The 21,416-nt window shown below is 52.4% G+C and carries 22 protein-coding genes and 1 other annotated feature; of the genes, 14 read left to right on the forward strand and 8 right to left on the reverse strand.

Annotated features, from left to right (window positions below; all coding sequences use genetic code 11):
- Positions 1–104: 104 nt before the first annotated feature.
- Positions 105–370: a binding site (T-box leader), on the forward strand.
- Between the two features lie 44 nt (positions 371–414).
- Positions 415–1,677 (forward strand): tyrosine--tRNA ligase, encoded by a 1,263-nt coding sequence (tyrS, locus tag AC0LWT_RS29940; RefSeq protein ID WP_474684941.1) that lies wholly within the window; start codon positions 415–417, stop codon positions 1,675–1,677.
- Positions 1,678–1,899: 222 nt separating this feature from the next.
- Here the strand turns inward: tyrS and AC0LWT_RS29945 are convergent, their stop codons facing one another.
- On the reverse strand, positions 1,900–2,127 hold the full coding sequence (locus AC0LWT_RS29945; RefSeq protein WP_474684942.1) for a hypothetical protein: 228 nt from the start codon (positions 2,125–2,127) through the stop codon (positions 1,900–1,902).
- Between the two features lie 370 nt (positions 2,128–2,497).
- On the reverse strand, positions 2,498–3,097 hold the full coding sequence (rpsD, locus tag AC0LWT_RS29950) for a 30S ribosomal protein S4 (RefSeq protein WP_474684943.1): 600 nt from the start codon (positions 3,095–3,097) through the stop codon (positions 2,498–2,500).
- Between the two features lie 365 nt (positions 3,098–3,462).
- Between rpsD and AC0LWT_RS29955 the strand changes: the two genes are divergently transcribed.
- The 4 genes from AC0LWT_RS29955 (at position 3,463) to AC0LWT_RS29970 (ending at position 7,123) form a co-directional block, all read left to right on the forward strand.
- A complete protein-coding gene (locus tag AC0LWT_RS29955; protein WP_474684944.1) occupies positions 3,463–5,448 on the forward strand; it encodes a sensor domain-containing diguanylate cyclase in 1,986 nt (661 codons plus the stop codon).
- Positions 5,449–5,671: 223 nt separating this feature from the next.
- Positions 5,672–6,355 (forward strand): TVP38/TMEM64 family protein, encoded by a 684-nt coding sequence (locus AC0LWT_RS29960; protein WP_474684945.1) that lies wholly within the window; start codon positions 5,672–5,674, stop codon positions 6,353–6,355.
- Between the two features lie 110 nt (positions 6,356–6,465).
- A complete protein-coding gene (locus AC0LWT_RS29965; protein ID WP_474684946.1) occupies positions 6,466–6,714 on the forward strand; it encodes an HPr family phosphocarrier protein in 249 nt (82 codons plus the stop codon).
- A gap of 121 nt (positions 6,715–6,835) precedes the next feature.
- Positions 6,836–7,123, forward strand: a complete 288-nt coding sequence (locus AC0LWT_RS29970; protein ID WP_474684947.1) for an Fpa/YlaN family protein — start codon at positions 6,836–6,838, stop codon at positions 7,121–7,123.
- A 26-nt stretch (positions 7,124–7,149) separates the two neighbouring features.
- Here the strand turns inward: AC0LWT_RS29970 and cax are convergent, their stop codons facing one another.
- Positions 7,150–8,196 carry a calcium/proton exchanger gene (cax, locus tag AC0LWT_RS29975; protein ID WP_474684948.1) on the reverse strand — a complete coding sequence of 349 codons (1,047 nt, stop codon included), beginning with the start codon at positions 8,194–8,196 and terminating at the stop codon, positions 7,150–7,152.
- Positions 8,197–8,363: 167 nt separating this feature from the next.
- Between cax and AC0LWT_RS29980 the strand changes: the two genes are divergently transcribed.
- Complete coding sequence (locus AC0LWT_RS29980; protein ID WP_474684949.1) at positions 8,364–8,747, forward strand: Asp23/Gls24 family envelope stress response protein; 384 nt, start codon at positions 8,364–8,366, stop codon at positions 8,745–8,747.
- A gap of 32 nt (positions 8,748–8,779) precedes the next feature.
- Here AC0LWT_RS29980 and ftsW read toward each other — a convergent pair whose 3' ends face one another.
- Complete coding sequence (gene ftsW / locus AC0LWT_RS29985) at positions 8,780–9,937, reverse strand: putative lipid II flippase FtsW (RefSeq protein WP_474684950.1); 1,158 nt, start codon at positions 9,935–9,937, stop codon at positions 8,780–8,782.
- Positions 9,938–9,950: 13 nt separating this feature from the next.
- A complete protein-coding gene (locus AC0LWT_RS29990; protein ID WP_474684951.1) occupies positions 9,951–10,298 on the reverse strand; it encodes a YugN family protein in 348 nt (115 codons plus the stop codon).
- A gap of 213 nt (positions 10,299–10,511) precedes the next feature.
- Here AC0LWT_RS29990 and AC0LWT_RS29995 point away from each other — a divergent pair, with 213 nt between their 5' ends.
- The 4 genes from AC0LWT_RS29995 (at position 10,512) to AC0LWT_RS30010 (ending at position 14,650) form a co-directional block, all read left to right on the forward strand.
- Positions 10,512–11,681, forward strand: a complete 1,170-nt coding sequence (locus AC0LWT_RS29995; protein ID WP_474684952.1) for a M20 family metallopeptidase — start codon at positions 10,512–10,514, stop codon at positions 11,679–11,681.
- Positions 11,682–11,773: 92 nt separating this feature from the next.
- On the forward strand, positions 11,774–12,211 hold the full coding sequence (locus AC0LWT_RS30000; RefSeq protein ID WP_474684953.1) for a CBS domain-containing protein: 438 nt from the start codon (positions 11,774–11,776) through the stop codon (positions 12,209–12,211).
- Positions 12,212–12,394: 183 nt separating this feature from the next.
- Positions 12,395–13,543, forward strand: a complete 1,149-nt coding sequence (locus AC0LWT_RS30005) for a Gfo/Idh/MocA family protein (RefSeq protein ID WP_474684954.1) — start codon at positions 12,395–12,397, stop codon at positions 13,541–13,543.
- A 33-nt stretch (positions 13,544–13,576) separates the two neighbouring features.
- On the forward strand, positions 13,577–14,650 hold the full coding sequence (locus AC0LWT_RS30010) for a Gfo/Idh/MocA family protein (RefSeq protein WP_474684955.1): 1,074 nt from the start codon (positions 13,577–13,579) through the stop codon (positions 14,648–14,650).
- Here the strand turns inward: AC0LWT_RS30010 and AC0LWT_RS30015 are convergent.
- Positions 14,610–15,521: a LysR family transcriptional regulator gene (locus tag AC0LWT_RS30015; protein WP_474684956.1), complete on the reverse strand. Its 912-nt coding sequence runs from the start codon at positions 15,519–15,521 to the stop codon at positions 14,610–14,612. The two genes, AC0LWT_RS30010 and AC0LWT_RS30015, sit on opposite strands and share 41 nt — an antisense overlap.
- Positions 15,522–15,638: 117 nt before the next feature.
- Here AC0LWT_RS30015 and AC0LWT_RS30020 point away from each other — a divergent pair, with 117 nt between their 5' ends.
- Entirely contained in the window at positions 15,639–15,827 is a 189-nt protein-coding gene (locus AC0LWT_RS30020; protein ID WP_474684957.1) for a hypothetical protein, read from the forward strand.
- A 30-nt stretch (positions 15,828–15,857) separates the two neighbouring features.
- On the opposite strand, the gene AC0LWT_RS30025 is transcribed toward AC0LWT_RS30020, so the two are convergent.
- Positions 15,858–16,382 carry a thermonuclease family protein gene (locus AC0LWT_RS30025; RefSeq protein ID WP_474684958.1) on the reverse strand — a complete coding sequence of 175 codons (525 nt, stop codon included), beginning with the start codon at positions 16,380–16,382 and terminating at the stop codon, positions 15,858–15,860.
- Between the two features lie 200 nt (positions 16,383–16,582).
- Entirely contained in the window at positions 16,583–18,055 is a 1,473-nt protein-coding gene (locus AC0LWT_RS30030; RefSeq protein WP_474684959.1) for a glycosyltransferase, read from the reverse strand.
- A 133-nt stretch (positions 18,056–18,188) separates the two neighbouring features.
- Here AC0LWT_RS30030 and rfbH point away from each other — a divergent pair, with 133 nt between their 5' ends.
- Genes rfbH through rfbG form a run of 3 tightly spaced genes read left to right on the forward strand, consistent with a single transcriptional unit; the run spans position 18,189 to position 21,413 of the window.
- A complete protein-coding gene (rfbH, locus tag AC0LWT_RS30035; protein WP_474684960.1) occupies positions 18,189–19,514 on the forward strand; it encodes a lipopolysaccharide biosynthesis protein RfbH in 1,326 nt (441 codons plus the stop codon).
- A complete protein-coding gene (gene rfbF, locus AC0LWT_RS30040; protein ID WP_474684983.1) occupies positions 19,511–20,281 on the forward strand; it encodes a glucose-1-phosphate cytidylyltransferase in 771 nt (256 codons plus the stop codon). The genes rfbH and rfbF overlap by 4 nt, the downstream gene beginning before the upstream one ends.
- Before the next feature lie 13 nt (positions 20,282–20,294).
- Positions 20,295–21,413, forward strand: a complete 1,119-nt coding sequence (rfbG, locus tag AC0LWT_RS30045; RefSeq protein WP_474684961.1) for a CDP-glucose 4,6-dehydratase — start codon at positions 20,295–20,297, stop codon at positions 21,411–21,413.
- Positions 21,414–21,416 lie beyond the last annotated feature (3 nt).

Consider the following 21,416-nt stretch of genomic DNA (forward strand, 5'->3'; position numbering starts at 1 on the left):
ATACCATAATCGCGCCTTATTCGGTAATGATGTAAAATGAATGAGGCAGAGAGGTTTGACAACCGCAGCAGGCTTGTGTTATAAATTGGGTTGAATACGACATTCAACATGCGTAGATGGATCAGCAGTAGTCAGCTTGCGGATGCTTTCAGAGAGCCGATGGATGGTGCGAATCGGTACCTGCACGCTAGCGAATTACGGTCAGGAGCAGCAAAAGGGAACCTGCGGCGAGTGCGCCGGAAGTAGCTTTTGCCGGAGAAGCCCCGTTATCGGCTGTGAGTGAAAATGGCTAGTACAGGTTAACGCAGTAGTACGCATCAGCCGTTTTAATCAGGGTGGTACCGCGAGTTGAAGTCTTCTCGTCCCTTTGTGGACGGCGAGGCTTTTTTATTTTGACAAAGGAGAGGAATGGCAGTGAATATTTTACAGGATTTGGAGTTTCGCGGATTGCTTCAGCAAGTTACGGACCGGGAGGGTTTAGATAAAAAGCTTTCCTCCGAGCGCGTAGTTTTGTACTGCGGTTTCGATCCGACGGCCGACAGCCTGCATATCGGGAGCTTGCTTCCGATTTTGACCTTGCGGCGCTTTCAGCAGGCGGGACATATTCCGCTGGCGCTTGTCGGCGGCGGCACCGGATTGATCGGCGATCCGAGCGGCAAAGCGAACGAAAGAACGCTTAACGGTCCTGAAGTGGTACAAGCATGGTCGCAGAGCATCAAGTCGCAGCTTTCGCGGTTTTTGGATTTTTCGGAGGGGCTGGACAACAGCGCGGAGCTGGTGAACAACTACGATTGGCTTGGTTCGCTGAATGTGATTGAATTTCTTCGCGACATCGGCAAAAATTTTACGGTCAATTACATGCTGGCCAAAGATTCGGTCGATTCCCGGATCAGCAAAGGGATTTCTTTTACGGAATTCAGCTATATGATTTTGCAGTCGTACGATTTCCTGAAGCTGGCCCAGACGAAAAATTGTTCTTTGCAAATCGGCGGCAGCGATCAATGGGGCAACATTACGGCAGGGCTGGAGCTTATCGGAAAAACGACCGATCACCGCGCTTTCGGCCTGACTTTGCCGCTGGTTACGAAAAGCGACGGGCAAAAATTCGGCAAAACGGAAGGCGGAGCCGTCTGGCTCGATGCGGCCAAAACGTCACCTTACCAATTCTATCAGTTCTGGGTGAATACCGACGATAATGACGTCGTGCGTTTTCTGAAGTATTTTACTTTCATTAGTCATGAGGAAATCGGCCGTTTGGAAGAAGCCGTGAAGCAGCAGCCGGAAAAACGCGAGGCCCAAAAAGTGCTGGCAAGCGAAGTGACGAAGCTGGTACACGGGGAAGAGGCGCTGCAAAGTTCCTTGAACATTACGGCTGCGCTGTTCAGCGGCAACATTCAGGAGCTGTCGCGGGCGGAAATCGAAGAGGCGTTCAAGGACGTGCCGTCCACGACGCTGGATCAGGAAGACATCGGTCTGATCGACCTGCTCGTAGCGGTGCAGGCTGCGCCGTCGAAGCGTCAGGCACGTCAGGATATCGAAAGCGGTGCGGTGACGGTTAACGGCGTCCGGGTCACACAGCTGGAAGCCAAGGCGAGCGAGCTTGGCAAGCTCGGCGGCTCGTACATTATTATTCGCCGCGGGAAAAAGAACTACTATTTGGCTCAGTTCACAGGCTGATTGTGCCGGCAATGATCGACGGCGTTCATGGCAGGCGGTCGACCGACCGCCGTCATGTAGTGCAACGCCGCGCGCTGGGAGGGAGACCGCCGGCACTAGCCGACGCGCGGAAATCCTGCAAAAGCCGAAAGTGCGTGAATTTGCGCCGCGATGTTTTCAACAGCCTGCGATTATGCAGGAATCTCGTCCATAAGGTGGCTGAGCCCAGCCTCGCGTCAAAGGCTATAGCCCCCATCCGGCTGGCTGCACGAAGAAAACCTGCAAAAATACAGGAATTTGCAGCCTTGATCGCTGGCTACGAACAATTCCTGTAAAAGTGCAGGCTTTTCGTCGCGAACATGGACTCAGATTCATTTTCAGCGAAAATTCCTGCACTTTTGCAGGTTTTTCGCTAAAACAAGCCAATTCCGGAGGAAAAACCTGTACTTTCGCAGGTTTTTCCCCAACCAAGCTGTCTCCTGCCAGTTGTGCAGTTCCACGGCGCCAGCCCCGGGAGGGGCACACGTTGGGAAAAAGCGGCAGAGGACCCTACTGGTTCCTCTAGCCCAAACAAAGTGTCGCGTTGACCGACCGCCGTCATGCAGCGTACATAGCGTGCTGGGAGCTGCGCGCGCGACTTTCTCGGGCAGCCTGCACAATCGCAGGCTTTTTTGCCAATATGGCTCTTCCCGGCGTAAAAGCCTGCATTTTCGGGTGTTTTCGCAGGTTTCACGCGCCTCAACCCGTTCATGAACGGCCCCGCCGTCTTTGCGTCCTTGAGAGGCTTCGGCCCCACAATGAACAAAGAAACCCCTTAGGGAAGTCCCTAAGGGGTTGTTTATTAACGGCTGTAGAACTCGACGATTTGTTTCTCGTCAATTTCTTGCGGAAGCTCGGAGCGCTCAGGCAAACGGATGTACTTGCCTTCCATAGCGTTCTCGCTGAATTCGAGATAAGTAGGCAGGTAGTTGCGGTTAGCAAGAGCTTCTTTCACTGCGGAAAGGTTTCTGCTTCTTTCGCGAAGGCCGATTACGTCGCCAGTAGATACGATGTAAGAAGGAATATCTACTTTTTTGCCGTTCACAGTTACGTGTCCGTGAGCGACCAATTGACGAGCGCCCGCGCGGGAGTTGGACAGGCCAAGGCGATATACCAGGTTGTCCAGACGGCTTTCCAGCAGGATCATGAAGTTTTCACCCGCGATACCTTGCAGCTTGGAAGCTTTGTCGAACAGGTTGCGGAATTGTTTTTCGTTCAAGCCGTACATATGGCGAAGTTTTTGTTTCTCTTGAAGTTGAACGCCGTAGCCGCTCAGCTTTTTACGTTGTCCTGGACCGTGTTGGCCCGGAGGGAAAGGGCGTTTCAATTCTTTGCCTGTACCGCTCAGGGAAATGCCAAGGCGGCGGCTTAATTTAAATTTAGGGCCTGTATAACGTGCCATGTTAGGAAAAACTCCTTCTTTTCACATATAGTTAGTAGATGCGTCTTAGATGTCCGGGTGAAGACACGTGCCTGGTTTTGCTTACGAGTCGTAAAATAAGGGGACTCCCTGGCAAGAATAGTTCAGCCGCTGTCTTGACAGGAGCAAAATCAGTGAGGGTGATCACAAATGGCATTCACCGCAATCATGTTTGTACTCGACTTCTAATTTTATAAAAAACATGACCGAGTGTCAAGCTGAATTCTACCGCACGCTATCGAAGCCGATTGAAAAACTCGTGCAATACACATAGAAACATAGTATGATAAATGAAGTAAACATATCGCTGCAGAGTAAGACATAATCAGTCGTCAAAGGAGAAGCCTATGAGTGAACTACTTCGTAGTCAGAGTCAATATATGATTGCCGGTCACTTCGAAGAGTTGCTTCGTCAAGGGCTGCTTCTCTCCAATGATGCTTCAAATATGGCGCAAGACATGCCGTTCATGCAGCAGGCTTTTGCCGGCTGGAAAAGCCAGAACGCGCCGGAGATGCTGCCTCCGGAGACGCTGTTGATTTTAACGGATTCGCTTTTGGGCGCGCTCGATTCCTGCTCCGGCAAGACGGCCGGGGAAATGGGCCGGATCCGTTCCGCCAAGTCGTGGACCGTAGCCGAGCAGGGGGATAACCCGTTCGCCAGAAGCGCCGCGCTGCGGACGCTGTGCAGGATGAACGGAGGAGAAATGGAATCCCGCGCTCTGCAACCGGTGGCCGGCGTTTCCTTGCCGATTGTGAATGAGCAGGGCCATCCGCTCGGCTACCTCGGGTTGTTTTCCGCCGCTGTGAGCGAGGCGCAGGATCTGGTGCAGCTGCTTTATATGATCGTCGTATCTTTGAAAAGCAGCGCCCAGTTGCTGATTGAGCGGCGCAAGTACGAGCTGCTGCAGCGCCACAATCAGCACAATGAACGGGAATCGAAGAAGCAGCAAGTTTTGTTCGAAGCTTCCAAGAAACTGCATGCCAAGATCGATGTCGACTCCGTTTTAGCGGAAGTCATCGCGAGTCTGCACAGCGTGTATCCCAACATCGAAGTGGATCTGCTGCTTTCCCAGGACAGCCATAATACGGGATTGCCGGTGAAGCCGCTCAATTTTCAAAATCTGGACGACGATATCAACACCAAGGCTTTTATGGAAGGGCACATCATTTTCGAGCCGGTTTCCGGAGACGAAGGGCCGAGCTGCGGCGATATTGCCGTCCCGCTGTCAGGCAAACAGGGCGTGTACGGCGTGCTGCACCTGCACTCCGAGCACGACTTGATTCATTCCTCCGACCTGCGGTTTATTTCCGTGCTGGCCGATACGGCCGGTTCCGCATTTGAGAATGCGAAGCTGTACGAGCAGTCCAACGTGCTCATAAATGAACTTCGGTTAATTAATGAAATTACGAAGCGGCTGAACCAAAGCTTGCGTCTGAGCGAAATTTTCAGCTTCGCTTCAAGCGAGCTGCTGACGATATTTAACGCCGATTACAGCTGTATTTTGCAGACGGACAAGGAAGCGGGAAAATTGGTCGTGCAGGCCAGCAACCTGCCGTCGATTTTCCACGAAACGTTTTCGCTGGATCAAGGCTTTTCCGGCCTCATCTGCACGACGAAAGAGCCGGTCATCATTTCCGATTACTGGATGAATTCGAAAGTGGAATCCAAGCTGATGGAGATGAGCCGCTCGCGGTCTCTCATCGGTTCGCCGATTCTCGTAAACGGGGAGGTCGTCGGCGTCATTCTTGTCGTTCACCGCAAGCCGAACTTTTTCTCGTACGAAAATTACAAGCTGTTGCAGGTGCTTTCCGGCCATATCGGACTGGCGATGAGCAACGCTTCTTTGCACGCCGAAGTGAGGCGGATGGTGATCACGGACAATTTAACCGGACTGTATGTGCGCCATTATTTGGACGAGCAGGCCAATTTGATGCAAAAGAAAGATTTTTGCGGCTCTCTGATCGTTGTCGATATCGACAATTTCAAAAAAGTCAACGATACATACGGGCACCAGGTCGGAGATAAAATTTTGATCCAGGTCAGCCATATTATCAAAAGCAGCATCCGTGACAGCGATATTGCCGCCAGATGGGGCGGCGAGGAGTTGGCCGTATACTTGCCTCAAGTGGCCAAGGAACAGACCGTGCGCATTGCGGAACGCATTCGCGTCAGGGTTTCGCAGGAAACAAGTCCGGGCGTAACCGTATCCTGCGGCGTATCGGATTGGAACTGGGAAGAGGACAAAATCAGCGTCGAGTCGCTCTTTTACCGGGCGGATATGGCGTTGTACCAGGCCAAACATAACGGACGCAACCAGATTCAGATAGGCTAGCGGCAGAAGCACTTGTCCTGGAATAGGACGGGTGTTTTTTCAATTGCTACATCCGTTTGTCATAGTTTGGCTTTGTTGGGGAAAACTTCAATTAGGACGATAACGGCTTCGGATGGCAGGGAGCGGTGTTCGCGAACAGGCCGAACCGTCATCCCGGTTCCCGCTTTCTGATCCCGTGCGAACATGATACAATAGTTGGAACTGAGGAGAGGGTGGTCGAAATTTGCCGATATTAAAGAGAAAACGGCTTTTGCAAATCGGAATCGGACTGGCATTGGTCGCAGGTCTGGTCTACTTTTTCTTTTTTACGCATACCGGAGGCAAATTGCTGCACAGCAACATGCAGGAGCTTTCCGAGCACTTAAGATCGCTTGGCATCTACGGCCAACTGCTCGGCATGCTGCTTGTACTCGTTCAAACGTTTTTTCCCTTTGTTCCTTTTGTGCTCGTGGCCGGCGCGAATGTCGTCATTTTCGGAATCAAATGGGGCTTTGTCGTCAATTATGTGATGTCGTGTATCGGGGCGGTGGTTTCATTTTATTTCGCCAGGTATTACGGCCATGAGTGGGTGGAAAAGCGCTTGCAGCGTTTTCCGGCAGCCATGCAGTTCAGCCGGCGCATGGAGAAGCAGGGCTTTTTTTATGTGTTGATCGGAAGGCTGATTCCGGTTGTGCCTTCATCGGCGATCAATTTCGCCGCAGGGCTTACGCGGATGCCGTTCTCGCAGTTCTTTTACGGAACTTTGCTGGGCAAATTGCCCATCGTGTTTTTGGAATCGATGATTGCCCACGATCTGTTTCACTTCCGCAAATATAAAGGCAGACTGATGCTGCTTGTCGTCGTTTTCATATTGCTGATGCTCGCCGGAAACTGGGTCAAGAAAATGCTTACATCGAATCGAAAGTAAAGCCGGTTAAGGATAAAGCAGGAAAATTTTTTGTTGCGCTTTCACGCCTTTCCAAGTTATCATAGAGGAAGCAAGCGACCGATTTTTAGTGAAAAATGGAGGAATGTAACATGCCAAGTGCAAATAATGCCGCTATCGTTGAAATTTCCCAAACCGCCAACAAATTCAGATCGTCTATCGTTCTGCAGTACGATAATAAGTATATCGATGTGAAAAGCATTCTGGGATTGTTTACAACTCTGCTTAGCTCCAGCAATTATGATCTCCACGTGCACGGTCCGGATGCGGATGAAGCGAAGAAGGCTATGGCTGACGTTTTCTCCAAACATAACCTGGGCGTCAACATTATTGAAGACTAATAAGCGAGCGCAAGAAGGTATTCTCAGAATCTCTGAGGGTACCTTCTCTTGTATATTGAAGCGATATCGCTTATCATAATCATATAAGGACGGATGACTTTGCGTACGAGGGGGAAGTGAGATGTCTTCATCTGATCTACTGGTTAATTTGAATCAAAAAGCGCTCAGTCTTCTGCAAGAAGATGCCAATAAAATCGAAAAGCTGATCGAAGTACAGATGGAAAATTTGACGACACGTCAATGCCCGTTGTACGAAGAGGTGCTGGATACGCAGATGTACGGACTGTCCAGAGAAGTGGACTTTGCCATTCGGGCCGGACTTATTTCCGAAGCTGCGGGCAAAGATATTCTCAGCAAGCTCGAACGCAATCTTGCACAGCTATATGAAGCGCTAAATGCCAAAAAGTAACCCGATAAAGGGTTACTTTTTTTGTTCTAAACAAGGTAGAAGACGACACCAAGGATGATGTAGACGACGAGCAGCAGCAGCCCTTCATACCAGTTGGTGGAGCCGTCCTGCGAAATCGACTTCGTAATAAAGACGGCTACTGCAATCGCCGCAAGCTCGTAATTGGAGAATACGATGTTCATAGGCGTGCCGCCAATAAAGAAGCTGACGAGCACGAGGACGGGAGCTACGAACAAAGCGATTTGCAGGGAGCTGCCGATCGCTATTTCAACAGCTGCGCCCATTTTGTTTTTCAACGCCATCATTACCGCAGCGCTGTGCTCCGCCGCATTGCCGATAATGGCAATAAGGAAGGCGCCGACAAACAGTTCGGATAATCCGAACTTATGGGTCACCTCTTCGAGCGTGCCGACCAGCCATTCGCTTGTAAACGCCACCATGGCGGTCGCCAAAATCAGAAAGACGATCGATGTGTTTTTCGACCAGGCGGGCTCGCCATGTTCGACGGCTTCATCGGACAGTATGTTCTTGTGCGTAACCATGGAGAACAGAAGCCACAGCAGATAGGCGGCCACCAGCAAAATAGCGACGATCATGCTCATCGAAGACGTCTCTTTGGTAGTAAGGCTGCCGGCAAATACCGCCGGAATGAACAAGGCGATAACCCCAAGCAGCATCAGGGACGAGTTGTGCGACGCGAGCTTCACGTTGAATGACTGCTCTTTGAATTTAAGCCCCCCGGCAAAGACGCTCAGCCCGAGCACGAGCAGCAGATTGCCGATAATGGAGCCGGTCAAACTGGCTTTTACGACATCGAACAGCCCGTCTTTGACCAAAAAGATGGCAATGATCAGTTCGGCTGCATTGCCGAATGTCGCGTTTAAAAATCCGCCCATCCTTTCGCCGGCGTAGTGCGCTACGCTCTCTGTCGCTTTACCCAAAAATCCGGCCACAAAAATAACCGCAATGGCGGAAATGACAAATTGCACGGTTTGGTTAACATGCAAAAAGTGGGCTGCCGCGCTTAAGGCGAAAGTTGCGATGAGACCGCCATAAAACAGTTTCCCTTTCAATACGAACCCTCCGACTGTGAAAAAATGACAAATCTATATTTGAACTTATTTTACTATACCGATTTTTGAATGCAAAGTAAATTCAGTTTTACAGAGTTGTGCTGTTCTTGCTTTCGTCTTTTGAACTTATTACAATAGATTTATATCAAGCAAGGGGAGTGATCCGTATGTCCGAAGACAACCAAACTGGCTTAATTCGTATTTCCGATGACGTAGTATCGACAATTGCAGGACTTGCCGCTCTGGAAACACCAGGAATTGCAGGCATGTCAGGGGGCATTTCGGAAGGATTGGCAAAACGCTTGAGCGGTAAAAACGTGCAAAAGGGCGTTTCCGTCGAGGTCGGACAAGTAGAAGCCGCCATCGATCTCAGAGTGATTGTGAATTATGGCTCCCGCATTCAGGATGTATGCCGGGATCTTCAGGAAAATGTGAGAGAAGCGGTTGAGAATATGACGGGACTTTCTGTCGTGGAAGTGAATGTAAAAGTGGAAGGCGTTGCCTTCAAAGAAGAAGAGAAAGAAATCGATGATCCTCATCGCGTCAAATAAAAAAAGGAAGACCCCACCGAATCGAGTTTCGGTCAGGGTCTTTTTTTTGCCGGTGCATCGGGCTTGCGCGCTTGTTCTCGCGATATGCTGAGCAGGATGCCCATGCTGATGAGACAAACGATCAGGGAGGAGCCGCCGGCAGAAATGAAGGGCAGCGTCACCCCGGTCAGCGGAATCGTGCTTGTCACCCCGCCTATGTTGATAGCGGCCTGGAATGCGAACATGCCCATAATGCCGACTCCGGCCAGCATGCCAAACAAATCCGGACTGCGAACGGCAACGAGGATGCCTCTCCATATAAACAGCAGGAAGACGAGAATATACATGGCGCTGCCGATGAAACCAAGCTCTTCTCCGATAATAGCGAAAATAAAGTCGTTGTGGGCTTCCGGCAAATAGTGCAGCTTCTGGATGCCTTGACCGAATCCTGCGCCTGCCAGCCCGCCGTGGCCAAAGGCGTATAAGGATTGAATCACCTGATACCCGGTATCGGAATGATCCGCCCAAGGATCGAGAAAAGATTTCAGACGGCTTATCCGATATCCTTCGCCGCCGGCAGCCGCCGATTTGTTCATGACGGAAAGGCCGATGACCATCGCGGCGATCGCAACGAGACCTGTCCCCAGCGCAAAAACATGCTTGAGATTAGACCCGCCTACGAAGATGACGATGGCCGAGCAAGCCAGAAGAATCATGCAGGAGCCCAGGTCGGGCTGGCGCATAATGAGAAAGCTCACGAATCCGACAATGAGCAGGGCGGGAAGCAGCCCTCTTTTGAAATCGCGAAATTTCTCTTCCTTATTGCTGATCAGGGTAGCCAAATAAAGAATGACGGTCAATTTGGCGAACTCCGTAGGCTGGATGCCGTAATTGCCGATATTGTACCAACTGCTGGCGCCGTTGGCATTGGGTGTGAAAATAACGAAAATCAGCGCTACGACAACGATGAAAAATGCAGGAATGACGAGCTTCTTGAATTTGGAATAGTGGATGTTCATGCACATCAGCATGGCTCCGCCGCCCAAGGCTGCGGCGAGCAGCTGTTTTTTCGTAATGGCCCACGGATCGCCCCATTTAAAAGCGCTTGTTGCGGAACTGGCGCTGAATACCATGGCAAGTCCGAAGCAGACGAGAGCCAGCGTTAAAAAAAGCAGCAGAAAGTCCGGCGTTCCTCTGCGCGGGGAATTCATACGGTCTCCCCGCTTAGTCGGCCAACAGCTGCTTCAACTGCTCTAATTTTTGCTTGATCACTTTATTCACAGCGTCCGGAATAGGTGAATTGTAATCCAGGCCGTGAGGGAACGTTTCCCGTCCTGCATAGGCATCTTCCAAATACAGCACCGCGTAAGGGGATTCAAGTTTGCCGGATTCCACCCGTGCGTTCACGCGCAGGAAATAAACGGCGTTTCCAGGTTTATCTTCAATTTTAAGATCATAGGTCGCGCGGGTATATTCCCACTGCCAACGAACAAATCCGAGTTTGGCCGTTACTTCATCGAGATGAGCCAGATCGCTCTTCAAGCCTTTTAGGCCGGTTGCTTCAATAATCACGGTTAACGCCTCCAAATTGTATGTATGCACTCTTTATTCATGATAGTATGTTTCCAAAAGTTCTGCAAGTGAACAGTGTGCAGGGCGGCCGGCTTGATCTGAACGAACTTGTCAGTTTGCAGATGAAACGCAGAGCTATATTTGATAGAATAAGGGACAAAGAGACGGATAAATTAACAAACAGATGCCTTAGGATGAGCGGAGGATTCCCATATGAAAGAAATGTTGGCCGGGTTACAGGAAGGTTATGAAGAAATGGTAGGGTGGAGACGGTATTTGCATCAAAACCCCGAGCTTTCGTTTCAAGAATATCGTACGGCCGAATTTGTAGCCCAGCATTTGAACAGCTGGGGAATCGAAGTGCGTACGCAGGTTGGCGGCAATGGCGTAGTCGGTCTGCTCCGCGGCGGACAACAGGGGCCGACCGTGGCACTGCGGGCCGATATGGACGCCCTGCCGATCCAGGATGAAAAAAGCTGCTCGTACGCTTCCAAGGTGGACGGTGTAATGCATGCCTGCGGCCATGATGCGCATACTTCGACACTGCTCGGGATCGCCAAGGCTGCGAGCCGCTATCGGGAGAAGCTTAAAGGCAATCTGGTGTTTCTTTTTCAGCATGCGGAAGAAACGACTCCGGGCGGGGCTGCCTCGATGATCGAAGACGGTGCGCTGGAAGGCGTCGATGCCGTATTCGGCGTCCACCTGTGGACCCCGTTTCCGGTCGGACAGGTGTACGCCAAAGCGGGCCCGATGATGGCTGCGCCGGACGAATTCGTCCTTCGCATTCAAGGCAAGGGCGGACACGGCGGTTTGCCTCATCAGGCGGTTGACAGCATCCATGCAGGGGCGCAGCTGGTCGTCAATCTGCAATCGATCGTCAGCAGGCAGGTAGACCCGGTCGAACCGTGCGTCGTCACGATAGGCTCTTTTCAAGGCGGCAGCAGCTTCAATATCATCGCCGAGACGAGCACTCTCAAGGGCACGGTGCGGACGTTTAACGCCGAGCTGCGGGCCGATGTGAAAAGCCGTTTCGAGCGTACGGTAGCCGCCACTTGCGATATGTACCAAGCTTCGTATGAGCTTGAATATAAAATGGGCTACCCGCCCGTCATTAACGACAGCCGTGAGGCGGAGCGGTTTTTCAAAGTCGCAACCGGCTTGTACGGCGAGTCGGCGGTTCACGAATCCCCCCTTATTATGGCCGGGGAAGACTTCTCCTATTATTTGCAGCACAGGCCGGGCTGTTACATGTTTGTCGGCGCCGGGAATGCGGAGTCCGGAATCGTATATCCGCACCATCATCCGAAATTCGACATCGATGAACGGTCGATGCTATTTTCCGCGAAGCTTTTGCTGTCGATGGCTTTGGATTATATGGAATGAATCGTTTTTCCTCTTTCGACAAACGATATTATGGAAGCAGGCTCGCCCGTGCGGCGGATTTGCGTCCACATTACGAAGGAGGAATAACGGTTATGGCAAAAACAATCAAAGAACTGATGGCGAAAGATTGCGTCACCGTTACTTTGCAGGATAACGTATTTGAGATCGCAACGAAAATGAAACAGCACGATATAGGCTTCATCCCTGTTGTCGAAGGGAAGAAGCTGATCGGCGTTGTGACAGACCGGGATCTCGTTATCCGCGGCTATGCCGAGAAAAGATCGGGTTCGGCGGCAGTCGAGGAAGTGATGTCCAACGGTATCGCAACGATCGATGCGAACACGACCGTCGATGAAGCCGCCAAGCTGATGGCGAAAGAGCAGGTGCGCCGCCTGCCCGTCGTAGAGAACGGTGAGCTTGTGGGAGTCGTGGCGATCGGCGACCTCGCCGTCCGCGATATTTTCGAGAATGAGGCTGGCGAGGCGCTGAGCCACATTTCTTCGAACCGCCAGCCGGTCGGGGCCAAGTAAAAGTAATCCGGCACAATCAGTCCGCATTCCTTCGGGAGTGCGGATTGTTTTTTGCCCTCTTTCGCAAGGTCTGTCAAAGAATGCAATAAGGTGGTCAATCGGCGACAAGATGCCCCGCTGTAAATATGCTACATTGATAACGTATTCATTAGGTGACCATTATGATGAGAAGGTGAAAGAAGAATGGAACAAGTACGTATCGGCATCATCGGTCTTGGCAACATGGGAACCGGACATGCCAAGTATTTGGCAAATAAGGAAGTAAAGGGCGCTGAGCTTACGGCTATTTGCGAGACAAGACCTGATCGCCTGGAGTGGGCCAAGGAAAATCTCGGCGCCGGTGTTCGGCTGTTCGACAACCTGGACGAATTTTTGTCTTCGGGCGCTATGGATGGGGTGTTGATCGCCACTCCTCACTTCGATCACCCGGATGTGGCTATCCGCGCTTTTCAAAAAGGGCTTCACGTGCTCTGCGAAAAACCGGCAGGCGTGTACACGAAACAAGTTCGCGCGATGAATGAAGCGGCTGCGTCTTCCGGTAAAATATTCAGCATGATGTACAACCAAAGAACGAATCCGCTGTATACGAAGCTGAAGGATCTCGTTTCCTCCGGCGAGCTCGGCGAGATTCGCAGAACGAACTGGATTATTACGAATTGGTACCGCTCCCAAAGCTATTACGATTCGGGCGGCTGGCGCGCGACCTGGGCCGGAGAAGGCGGCGGGGTATTGATCAACCAGGACCCGCATCAGCTCGATTTGTGGCAGTGGACCATCGATATGATGCCGAAGCGGGTGCGCGCTTTTTGCTACTTCGGCAAGCACCGCGACATTGAAGTCGAAGACGACGTTACCGCATTTGTGGAATACGAAAACGGGGCCACTGGCCTGTTCGTCACGACGACGGGCGAAGCTCCTGGAACGAACCGCTTCGAGCTTTCGGGGGACCGCGGCAAAATCGTGATCGAAGAGGGCAAGCTCACTTTCTGGCGGCTCCGCGTATCCGAGCGGGAGTTCAATGCGACGTACCGCGGCGGCTTCGGGCAGCCGGAATGCTGGAAGTGCGACATTCCGATCGAGGGCAAGGAAAGCGGACACAAAGGGATTACCCAGAACTGGGTAAACGCGATTTTGCACGGCGAACCGCTTGTCGCTCCGGGAGAGGAAGGCATCAAAGGGCTGATGCTGTCCAACGCGATGTTGCTCTCCACCTGGACCGACGGCTGGGTCGACCTGCCGATCGACGAAGATTTGTTCTACCACCATTTGCAGGAAAAAATCAAGCAATCCAAAGCAAAACAAACAGGCGAACAGCGTACGTTTGACGTATAAATTAGCCGGAGAGCCGGGGAGGAGCAAAAACAGATGCAAAAAAGTGACGGAATGAATTATGCGCCAAAAGGAAAGCCAAGCCCGGTCGTAGGTCAAGGCGAGTTCGTGTTTGCGGCAATCGGTCTCGATCACGGGCATATTTACGGGATGAGCAACGGACTGCAGGAAGCGGGTGCGGAGCTGAAATGGGTTTACGATCCCGATCCGCTGAAAGTTCAAGCTTTCTGCAAAACGTATCCGCATGTGCGGGTCGCCGTTTCCGAGCAGGAGATTTTGCAGGATGCGGAAGTCAGGCTCGTAGCCGGGGCGGCCGTGCCTTCGGAACGGTGCGCGCTCGGACTGAGAGTTATGGATCATGGAAAAGATTATTTCACGGATAAATCTCCGTTCACGACCCTTGAGCAGCTTGCGGCCGCAAAAGCGAAAACAGCGGCAACAGGTCTCAAGTATGCCGTATATTACAGCGAGCGGCTGCATGTGGAAAGCGCGGTATTTGCCGGACAGCTGATCGAGGAAGGCGCCATCGGCCGGGTTGTCCAAGTGCTCGGTCTGGGGCCGCACAGGCTCAATGCCCCTTCCAGGCCGGATTGGTTTTTCAAAAGAGAGAAATACGGCGGCATTCTTTGCGATATCGGCAGCCATCAGGTCGAACAGTTTTTATCGTTCACAGGCTGCAAGGATGCCAAGGTGCTGAGCAGCAAAGTGGGGAATTATAACAACAAGGATTATCCTGAGTTGGAAGACTTCGGCGATGCGACGCTTGTCGGGGATAACGGAGCGACCCATTATTTTCGCGTGGACTGGCTGACGCCGCAAGGGCTCGGCACATGGGGGGACGGACGGACCGTTATTTTAGGCACGGAAGGTTATATAGAGCTTCGCAAATATATCGATATAGCCCGCGATCCGAAGGGCGACCAATTGTATTTGGTCAACGGGCAGGGCGAGAAGCATTACAGCTTGCAGGGCCAGGTCGGCTATCCTTATTTCGGACAGCTGATCCTGGACTGCATTCATCGCACTGAACATGCGATGACGCAGGAGCACGCCTTCAAAGCGGCAGAGCTTAGCATGCTGGCCCAGCAGCAGGCTCTCCGGGTAGAGTAGTGCTGCACATGGATTGTATAAAAGCCCTCATCGGTTTGGAGAGCTGTTTTTTCACATGATAGCATAGCTGTACGTTCAGCTTGAAATTCGGGTAGTGGAGCGGTAATACCGCCAGCTGCCCGTTTTGCATTTCGGTCAATACCGTAGTCTTCGGCACGATGGAAATTCCGAGCCCGTGTATGACGCATTTTTTCACGGTTTCGTAGTTGTTGATTTCGTAGGCCAGCGTATAGCTGACTTGATGCGTACGAAGCATCGTTTCAAGCAGCAACCGGCACCGGCCCTGCTGGTAGGACATAAGAATCTCGCTGCCGTTCAGGTCTTGGGGGAGGATCGAGGTGCGCCCGGCCAAAGGATGGTCGCTGCTCGCGATCAGGACGAATTCCTCCTCCTTGACGAATTCAAAGCGCAGGTCGGGATCGCAGCGCTCCTGGTCCACGACGAATCCCAGGTCGCATTCGCCGGCTTTTAACGAGCGGTAGATGTCGTTCTCCGCAACTTCGCTGATGACAATGTTGATTTGCGGATACAGCTTTTTGAAAGCGCCCAAGTAAGGAGGGAATATGTAGGACGACATGGTCGTTTCATGCGTGCCGATCACGAAGCTTCCCGAGGTTTGGCCCGCAACAGAAACTTTGGATTCCTCATACAGCTTGATCAGCATGGCCGCATAGCGCAGCAGTTCCTCGCCGGCGGGAGTCGGCTTCATCTTTTTTCCGATCCGCTCAAACATTTCGATGCCGTAATCGGCTTCGAGTCTTTGAATTTGCGAGGTGACGCTGGATTGGGCGTATCCCAGCATATCGGCGGCTTTCGTAAAGTTTTGCCATTTGGCTACTTCAAGCGCGGTTTTGTAAACCGTTAAATCCATCCTTCAACCCCTCCTATCGATCAAAAATTTCGATGGAAACTATCAATTATTATAGATAACTATGGAAGTTATGACTATGGTAAAATCAATCGCAATCAACGGATAGGGGGATTAGCGATGTGGAATCCATACGAAGTAGAGAAAAATTACGAGCGGCATATGAAAGAATTAGAGAAGCGCGCGCGCTATGCCTATTGGTATGAAAAACCGCCGGGCCGGCGGGCATGGATAGGGATCGCGGCGGGAACGGCGGTGCTGGCCGTCGTACTGGCCGTCCTCGGGGCAGGCTATTTTTCCACGGCTTAACGGAACAGAAGGAGGGGAAGAAGCAGGAGTTTACTTCTCATCCTGCCACAGCCCCTTCTTATTTTGCCTCGCCGTTCGCTCCAAACCGACGAATTTTTTGGAGAAGAGCACGTTCGGCGGCACCGTCATCACATTCGCATAGCCCTCTTTGACTAAAGTCTCGTTGAACATTTCTTTCTCGCCCTTAATAAATACGTACCTGAGCAGTCTTCCGTATTTATCGGTATCGCCGGCATCGGTAAAGAGATAGACGGTTTTGCCGGACAATTTTTGCTTCGTAAAATCGCTTGCCTCTTTGCCGTATTTTTCCACCGGACTGTTCGGTTTCACGGTTTCCGGGGTATTGACTCCGATCAGCCGCACTTTTTCGCCGGATTTGGTTTCAAACGTATCCCCGTCAACGACACGCTTCACTTCTGTGGCCACGTAGGCATGATCTTTAAGTTCGGGATACTGCCCGATAATGGACTGGATTTCGCTTGAGCCGGGCTTGGCAGCTTGTTGCGAGCATCCTGTTAGCAGGAAAACGAGCAGCATAATGACGATTTTTTTCATAAAGCTTAGTAAAGCACCTCCAAAAATTGACGAATAATTCGAAGTTAGCACGGGACAGCGATTTTATCAAGGAGGAAATAAGCGGCGCACGATTTCACAAGGCCGCATTCCGTTATGAAAAAACGCCAAGCATCCTTGATAATTCAAGGAAGTTTAGCGTTTTTTTGCATAGTGTCCCTTTCGCCGTCGACACGCTTGCATCACAAGCTTTTGATCATTCGTATTTGGTTCAACATATTTTCAAAATAGCTTTCATTCCGGTAATGCTCCGTGAAGTAGTGCTCGAACCCTTCGATCGCGTCGTGCGCACCGCTGGCCGCAAACCGCTGGTACCAGGGCAAAATAAAAGCATGCAGCACGCGTAGTTTATCCATGCGAATATCGTCCTCGGTCAGACCGCGTCCTACAAAGCTTTGCAAAATGCGCTGGTAGCTGTCGATGAACACACGGCCAAAGTTGTAGCCTGCAGGCTCATTGCCTGCGTAGGAGAACATGCTGCGGTGAAGGACGCAAAATCGGGGGTTGTGCTCCAGCATGGCGTACTGCCAGTAAATCTGGTTAAACGAGGACTCGATAAACAGCGTGCGGTCCGCAATTTTTTCCCAATCCTCCCGGCGCAAAATCGTAGCGGAAATGAAGGAGGAGTAAATGGATGAAGCGGCGAGATACGCGGAAAGCCCGCTGCCGGCTTCGACCTGGCCGGTCGGCCGCAGCAAATCGATATGAATGACGGAGCAGTCCTTGTAAGTGTGAAGCACATGGAGCAGCGGAATGATCGTCTTCGGCTGGTAAAAGTCGTCGTCGCCCTGGATTTTCAGAAATTTTCCCGTTCCTTGTTCCAGCACATGGAGAATGTTGCGGTCCGACCCGATGTTATCCGCATTTCGCCCGTAGAAAAAATTGTCGTACCGGGAGCGGAATCGCGCCGCCACTTCCGGCGTAGTGTCATCGGAGGCGTTATCGGAGACGCGGACCTCGATCAGATCGGTATTTCCGATCTGTGAATAGATCGATTCCAGACACTTTTCCAAATCCCCGGCACGGTTGTAGGTAGGTATGCAGATCGAGAGAAGGGGCAGTTTCCGGCGTTTGTCGAGAAGCTCTTGCGCCTTTTTTTTCGTCTTTGCGCGGACCCACTCTCCGGAGCCGGGGTCGTAAACTTTGAGAATTTGCGCCGGCGCGCCGCCGACTACGCAATAATCGGGCACATCGAACGTGACGACACTGCCCGCCGCAACGACGCTGCCTTTGCCGATTCTCACATTCCCGACAATGACGGCATTGGCCCCGAGCCAGGCGCCTTCCCCGATGACAACCGTATTCTCGGTCGACGTGATGCCCTGGGAATGAATCGGAATGCCGACCTCCCTGTATTGATGATCCGTATCGGAAATGTAGACGTTCGGCCCGACCAATACGTTGTCTTCCAGCTCAATGCGGTGAACGGCGGATACGATAAGTCCGAGATTGCATTGGCAGCCGTCGCCGATAACGATTTTCGGCGAAGGGAGGGTGCCCGGGGCAATAATGTTGAACCAGTAATGAGACCGGATGAACACTTGATTGCCGATGGAAATATCCTCCGGGTATACGAATTGGCCGCCTTCTTGAACATAGGTGTTCGAGCCGTAGTGGTAAAAGCGTGAGGCTAATGCTTCACTGATAAACGCCATTTTTTCCTCCTCGCGAAAAAAGCCGGAGCTATTTCTCACCCAATCACATATACATACAGTAAAATATGTATTCCTCTGCATTTCTTTCATTCCTTTTTATTGAAAATATGGCCGGTAGGAGGATTTGTGATTCATGAATGCTTCCGAGCAAGACTTGCGGGATCAAATCCTGCAGCTTTCTGCCGCCTATTTCGCGCAAAAATGGCCGCAGCGAGCCTTCAGACCCGGAGTGGACTACATCCCCGTCAGCGGAAAAGTGTTCGATCATCAGGAATTGTCGTATTTAATCGACTCCTCGTTGGATTTTTGGCTGACTACCGGCCGCTATGCCGGACGGTTCGAGCGCGAATTTGCCGCATATATGAACCGGCGGTACTCGATTCTGACCAATTCCGGCTCCAGCGCCAACTTACTGGCCGTTTCCGCGCTCACTTCCCCCCAGCTCGGCGAAAGACAGCTTCATCCCGGCGATGAGGTCATTACGGTCGCAGCCGGTTTCCCGACGACGGTGAACCCGGTTATCCAGCATGGTCTTGTTCCGGTTTTTTTGGATGTCGACATTCCGACCTACAATGTGGACACGAGTCTGCTGGAGGCCGCCGTCAGCGAGAAGACAAGGGCGATCATGATCGCTCATACGCTCGGCAATCCGTTTCGGATCGACGAGGTGAAACGGATTGCCGACAAGTACCGCCTGTGGCTGATCGAGGATACTTGCGATGCGGTAGGCTCGCTTTATGAGGGGCGGGAAGTCGGATCGTTCGGGGATATGGCGACAGTCAGCTTCTTTCCCGCGCATCATATCACGATGGGGGAAGGGGGAGCCGTGCTGACGTCGCAGCCCAAGCTGAAAAAAATTATCGAGTCCTTCCGCGACTGGGGGCGAGACTGCTGGTGCGAGCCAGGTACGGATAACACTTGCGGCAAAAGATTCGGCTGGCAGCTTGGAGATCTGCCGCAAGGCTACGACCATAAATACACTTACAGCCATATCGGCTACAACCTGAAAGTGACCGATATGCAGGCCGCCATCGGCGCTGCGCAGCTGCAAAAGCTGCCCGAATTTGTCGCAAAGCGCAAGCAAAACTTCGCTTTTTTGCAGGAGGCGCTTAAGCCGCTGGACAGCGCGCTCATTTTGCCCGAAGCGACGCCGGGAAGCGAGCCGAGCTGGTTCGGTTTTCCGATTACCGTAAGGGAGGACGCTCCGCTTTCGCGCAATCAGCTCGTGCAGGCGCTGGAACAACACCGGATCGGCACGAGGCTGCTGTTTGCCGGTAATTTGCTGCGCCAGCCGGCGTACCGTCACATTGCGCACAGAGTCGTCGGCGAGCTTGCGAATACGGACATCATTATGAAGCGAACTTTTTGGATCGGCGTCTATCCGGGGTTGACTCAGGAAATGCTCCAATACGTTGCGGATGTGTTCCACAAGCTGCTCGGGAGGAGGGATTCCTTATAAAAATCGTGATTTTGGCGGGAGGCTACGGCACAAGAATCAGCGAGGAAACGCATCTGAAACCGAAGCCGATGATCGAAATTGGGGATAAGCCGATTCTGTGGCACATCATGAACATTTTTTCGGCTTACGGTTTCCATGAATTTATCGTCTGCCTGGGTTATAAAGGGCACGTCATCAAGGAATATTTTGCCCATTATTATTTGCACGGCACGGACGTTACTTTCGATTTCGGGAACAACAACGACATTATCGTCCACAGCGAGTATCTCGCTCCCTGGAAGGTCACGCTGGTAGAGACGGGATTGAATACGATGACCGGGGGAAGAATCCGGCGGATCCGGAAATATGTCGGCGAGGAGCCGTTCATGTTGACCTATGGGGATGGACTGTCCGATATCGATATCGGCTCGCTCGTACAGTTCCATCAGGCACACGGCAAATGGGCGACCGTGACGGCCGTCCAGCCGACAGGCCGCTTCGGGGCGCTTCGGCTTGCGGCCGACCAAGTGGTAGCGGGCTTTGACGAAAAGCCGAAAGGGGACGGCGGATGGGTGAACGGAGGCTTTTTCGTGCTCCAGCCGGAAGTTTTCGACTTGATCGAAGGGGATTCCGCCGTGTGGGAGCAGGAGCCGCTCCGCCGGCTTGCCCGGGAGAACCAGCTTATGGCTTACAAGCATTCGGGGTTTTGGCATCCGATGGATACGCTCCGGGACCGCCATTATTTGGAGCAATTGTGGCAGTCGGGAAAAGCATACTGGAAGAAATGAAAAAGGTGAAATCATGCGGCAGGAAGCGTTTTGGCAAGGGAAAAAGGTGCTCGTTACAGGCCACACCGGATTCAAGGGAAGTTGGCTATGCCTGTGGCTCAGCGCATGGGGAGCGAACGTAACCGGATATGCCCTGCAGCCGGGCGGAGCGCCGGATTTGTTCGCCTTGAGCGGTCTGGACAAAAGGATGCGCTCGGTCATCGCCGACATTCGCGACCGCGATGCGTTGGAACGAACGGTCAGGGAGGCGCAGCCTCAGGTCGTTATTCATATGGCGGCCCAGCCGCTTGTCCGGCGCTCTTATCGGCAGCCGGCGGAAACGTATGAGACGAACGTCCTCGGAACCGTCTATTTGCTGGAAGCGGTCAGAGCCGCAGTGGAAAACGGCACGGACATCAAAGCGGTGGTCAACGTAACGACGGACAAATGTTACGAGAACAAAGAATGGCACTGGGGATACAGGGAAACCGACCCGCTAGGGGGCTTTGACCCGTATTCCAACAGCAAAGCCTGCTCGGAGCTTGTGACTTCCGCCTTCCGCAGCAGCTATTTTCATCCTGACCGCTATTTATCGCACGGGGTCAGTCTGTCTACCGCGAGAGCGGGCAACGTCATCGGCGGCGGCGACGGTTCTGAGGACAGGCTGATCCCCGATTGCATGCGCGCCTTGCTCTCGGACAGCCGGCTGCAATTGCGGAGCCCGCTTGCCACACGCCCGTGGCAGCACGTGCTCGAACCGCTGCAAGGGTATTTGCTGCTTGCGCAGCGCATGGTGCAGCAGGGGCCGACATATGCGGGAGCATGGAATTTCGGACCGGCGGAGGACAGCGTAAAAACGGTGGAATGGGTCGTAGCGAAGCTTGGAGCGCTTTGGGGAACTGGGTCGTTCTATGAATGGGATCAGGGCGAGCATCCCCATGAGGCGGCGAATTTGCAGCTTGACAGCTCCAAAGCGCGGCATGAGTTGGGCTGGCGGCCCAGATGGAGCGTGGAGCAGGCGCTGGAAAAAACGGTCGAATGGTTTCGCGTTTACCGGGAACAAGGAGACATAGCGGACATATGTCTAAAGCAAATTCGCGATTATACGAACGGGGAAACCGGGAACTGTATTCCGTTTCCGAAAGGGGAGTGAGCC

The organism is Paenibacillus sp. sgz302164 (genome assembly GCF_056120505.1).

Bases quoted from the DNA above. Each gene is read 5' to 3' on its own strand.
- AC0LWT_RS29995 (WP_474684952.1), top strand. From the start codon at position 10,512: ATGAAAGAAATGTTGGCCGGGTTACAGGAAGGTTATGAAGAAATGGTA.
- rfbH (WP_474684960.1), top strand. From the start codon at position 18,189: ATGAATGCTTCCGAGCAAGACTTGCGGGATCAAATCCTGCAGCTTTCT.
- AC0LWT_RS29970 (WP_474684947.1), top strand. From the start codon at position 6,836: ATGTCTTCATCTGATCTACTGGTTAATTTGAATCAAAAAGCGCTCAGT.
- AC0LWT_RS30005 (WP_474684954.1), top strand. From the start codon at position 12,395: ATGGAACAAGTACGTATCGGCATCATCGGTCTTGGCAACATGGGAACC.
- AC0LWT_RS30030 (WP_474684959.1), bottom strand. From the start codon at position 18,055: ATGGCGTTTATCAGTGAAGCATTAGCCTCACGCTTTTACCACTACGGC.
- AC0LWT_RS30000 (WP_474684953.1), top strand. From the start codon at position 11,774: ATGGCAAAAACAATCAAAGAACTGATGGCGAAAGATTGCGTCACCGTT.
- AC0LWT_RS30015 (WP_474684956.1), bottom strand. From the start codon at position 15,521: ATGGATTTAACGGTTTACAAAACCGCGCTTGAAGTAGCCAAATGGCAA.
- AC0LWT_RS29980 (WP_474684949.1), top strand. From the start codon at position 8,364: ATGTCCGAAGACAACCAAACTGGCTTAATTCGTATTTCCGATGACGTA.
- AC0LWT_RS30020 (WP_474684957.1), top strand. From the start codon at position 15,639: ATGTGGAATCCATACGAAGTAGAGAAAAATTACGAGCGGCATATGAAA.
- ftsW (WP_474684950.1), bottom strand. From the start codon at position 9,937: ATGAATTCCCCGCGCAGAGGAACGCCGGACTTTCTGCTGCTTTTTTTA.
- AC0LWT_RS30025 (WP_474684958.1), bottom strand. From the start codon at position 16,382: ATGAAAAAAATCGTCATTATGCTGCTCGTTTTCCTGCTAACAGGATGC.
- AC0LWT_RS30010 (WP_474684955.1), top strand. From the start codon at position 13,577: ATGCAAAAAAGTGACGGAATGAATTATGCGCCAAAAGGAAAGCCAAGC.
- rfbG (WP_474684961.1), top strand. From the start codon at position 20,295: ATGCGGCAGGAAGCGTTTTGGCAAGGGAAAAAGGTGCTCGTTACAGGC.
- AC0LWT_RS29965 (WP_474684946.1), top strand. From the start codon at position 6,466: ATGCCAAGTGCAAATAATGCCGCTATCGTTGAAATTTCCCAAACCGCC.
- AC0LWT_RS29955 (WP_474684944.1), top strand. From the start codon at position 3,463: ATGAGTGAACTACTTCGTAGTCAGAGTCAATATATGATTGCCGGTCAC.
- rpsD (WP_474684943.1), bottom strand. From the start codon at position 3,097: ATGGCACGTTATACAGGCCCTAAATTTAAATTAAGCCGCCGCCTTGGC.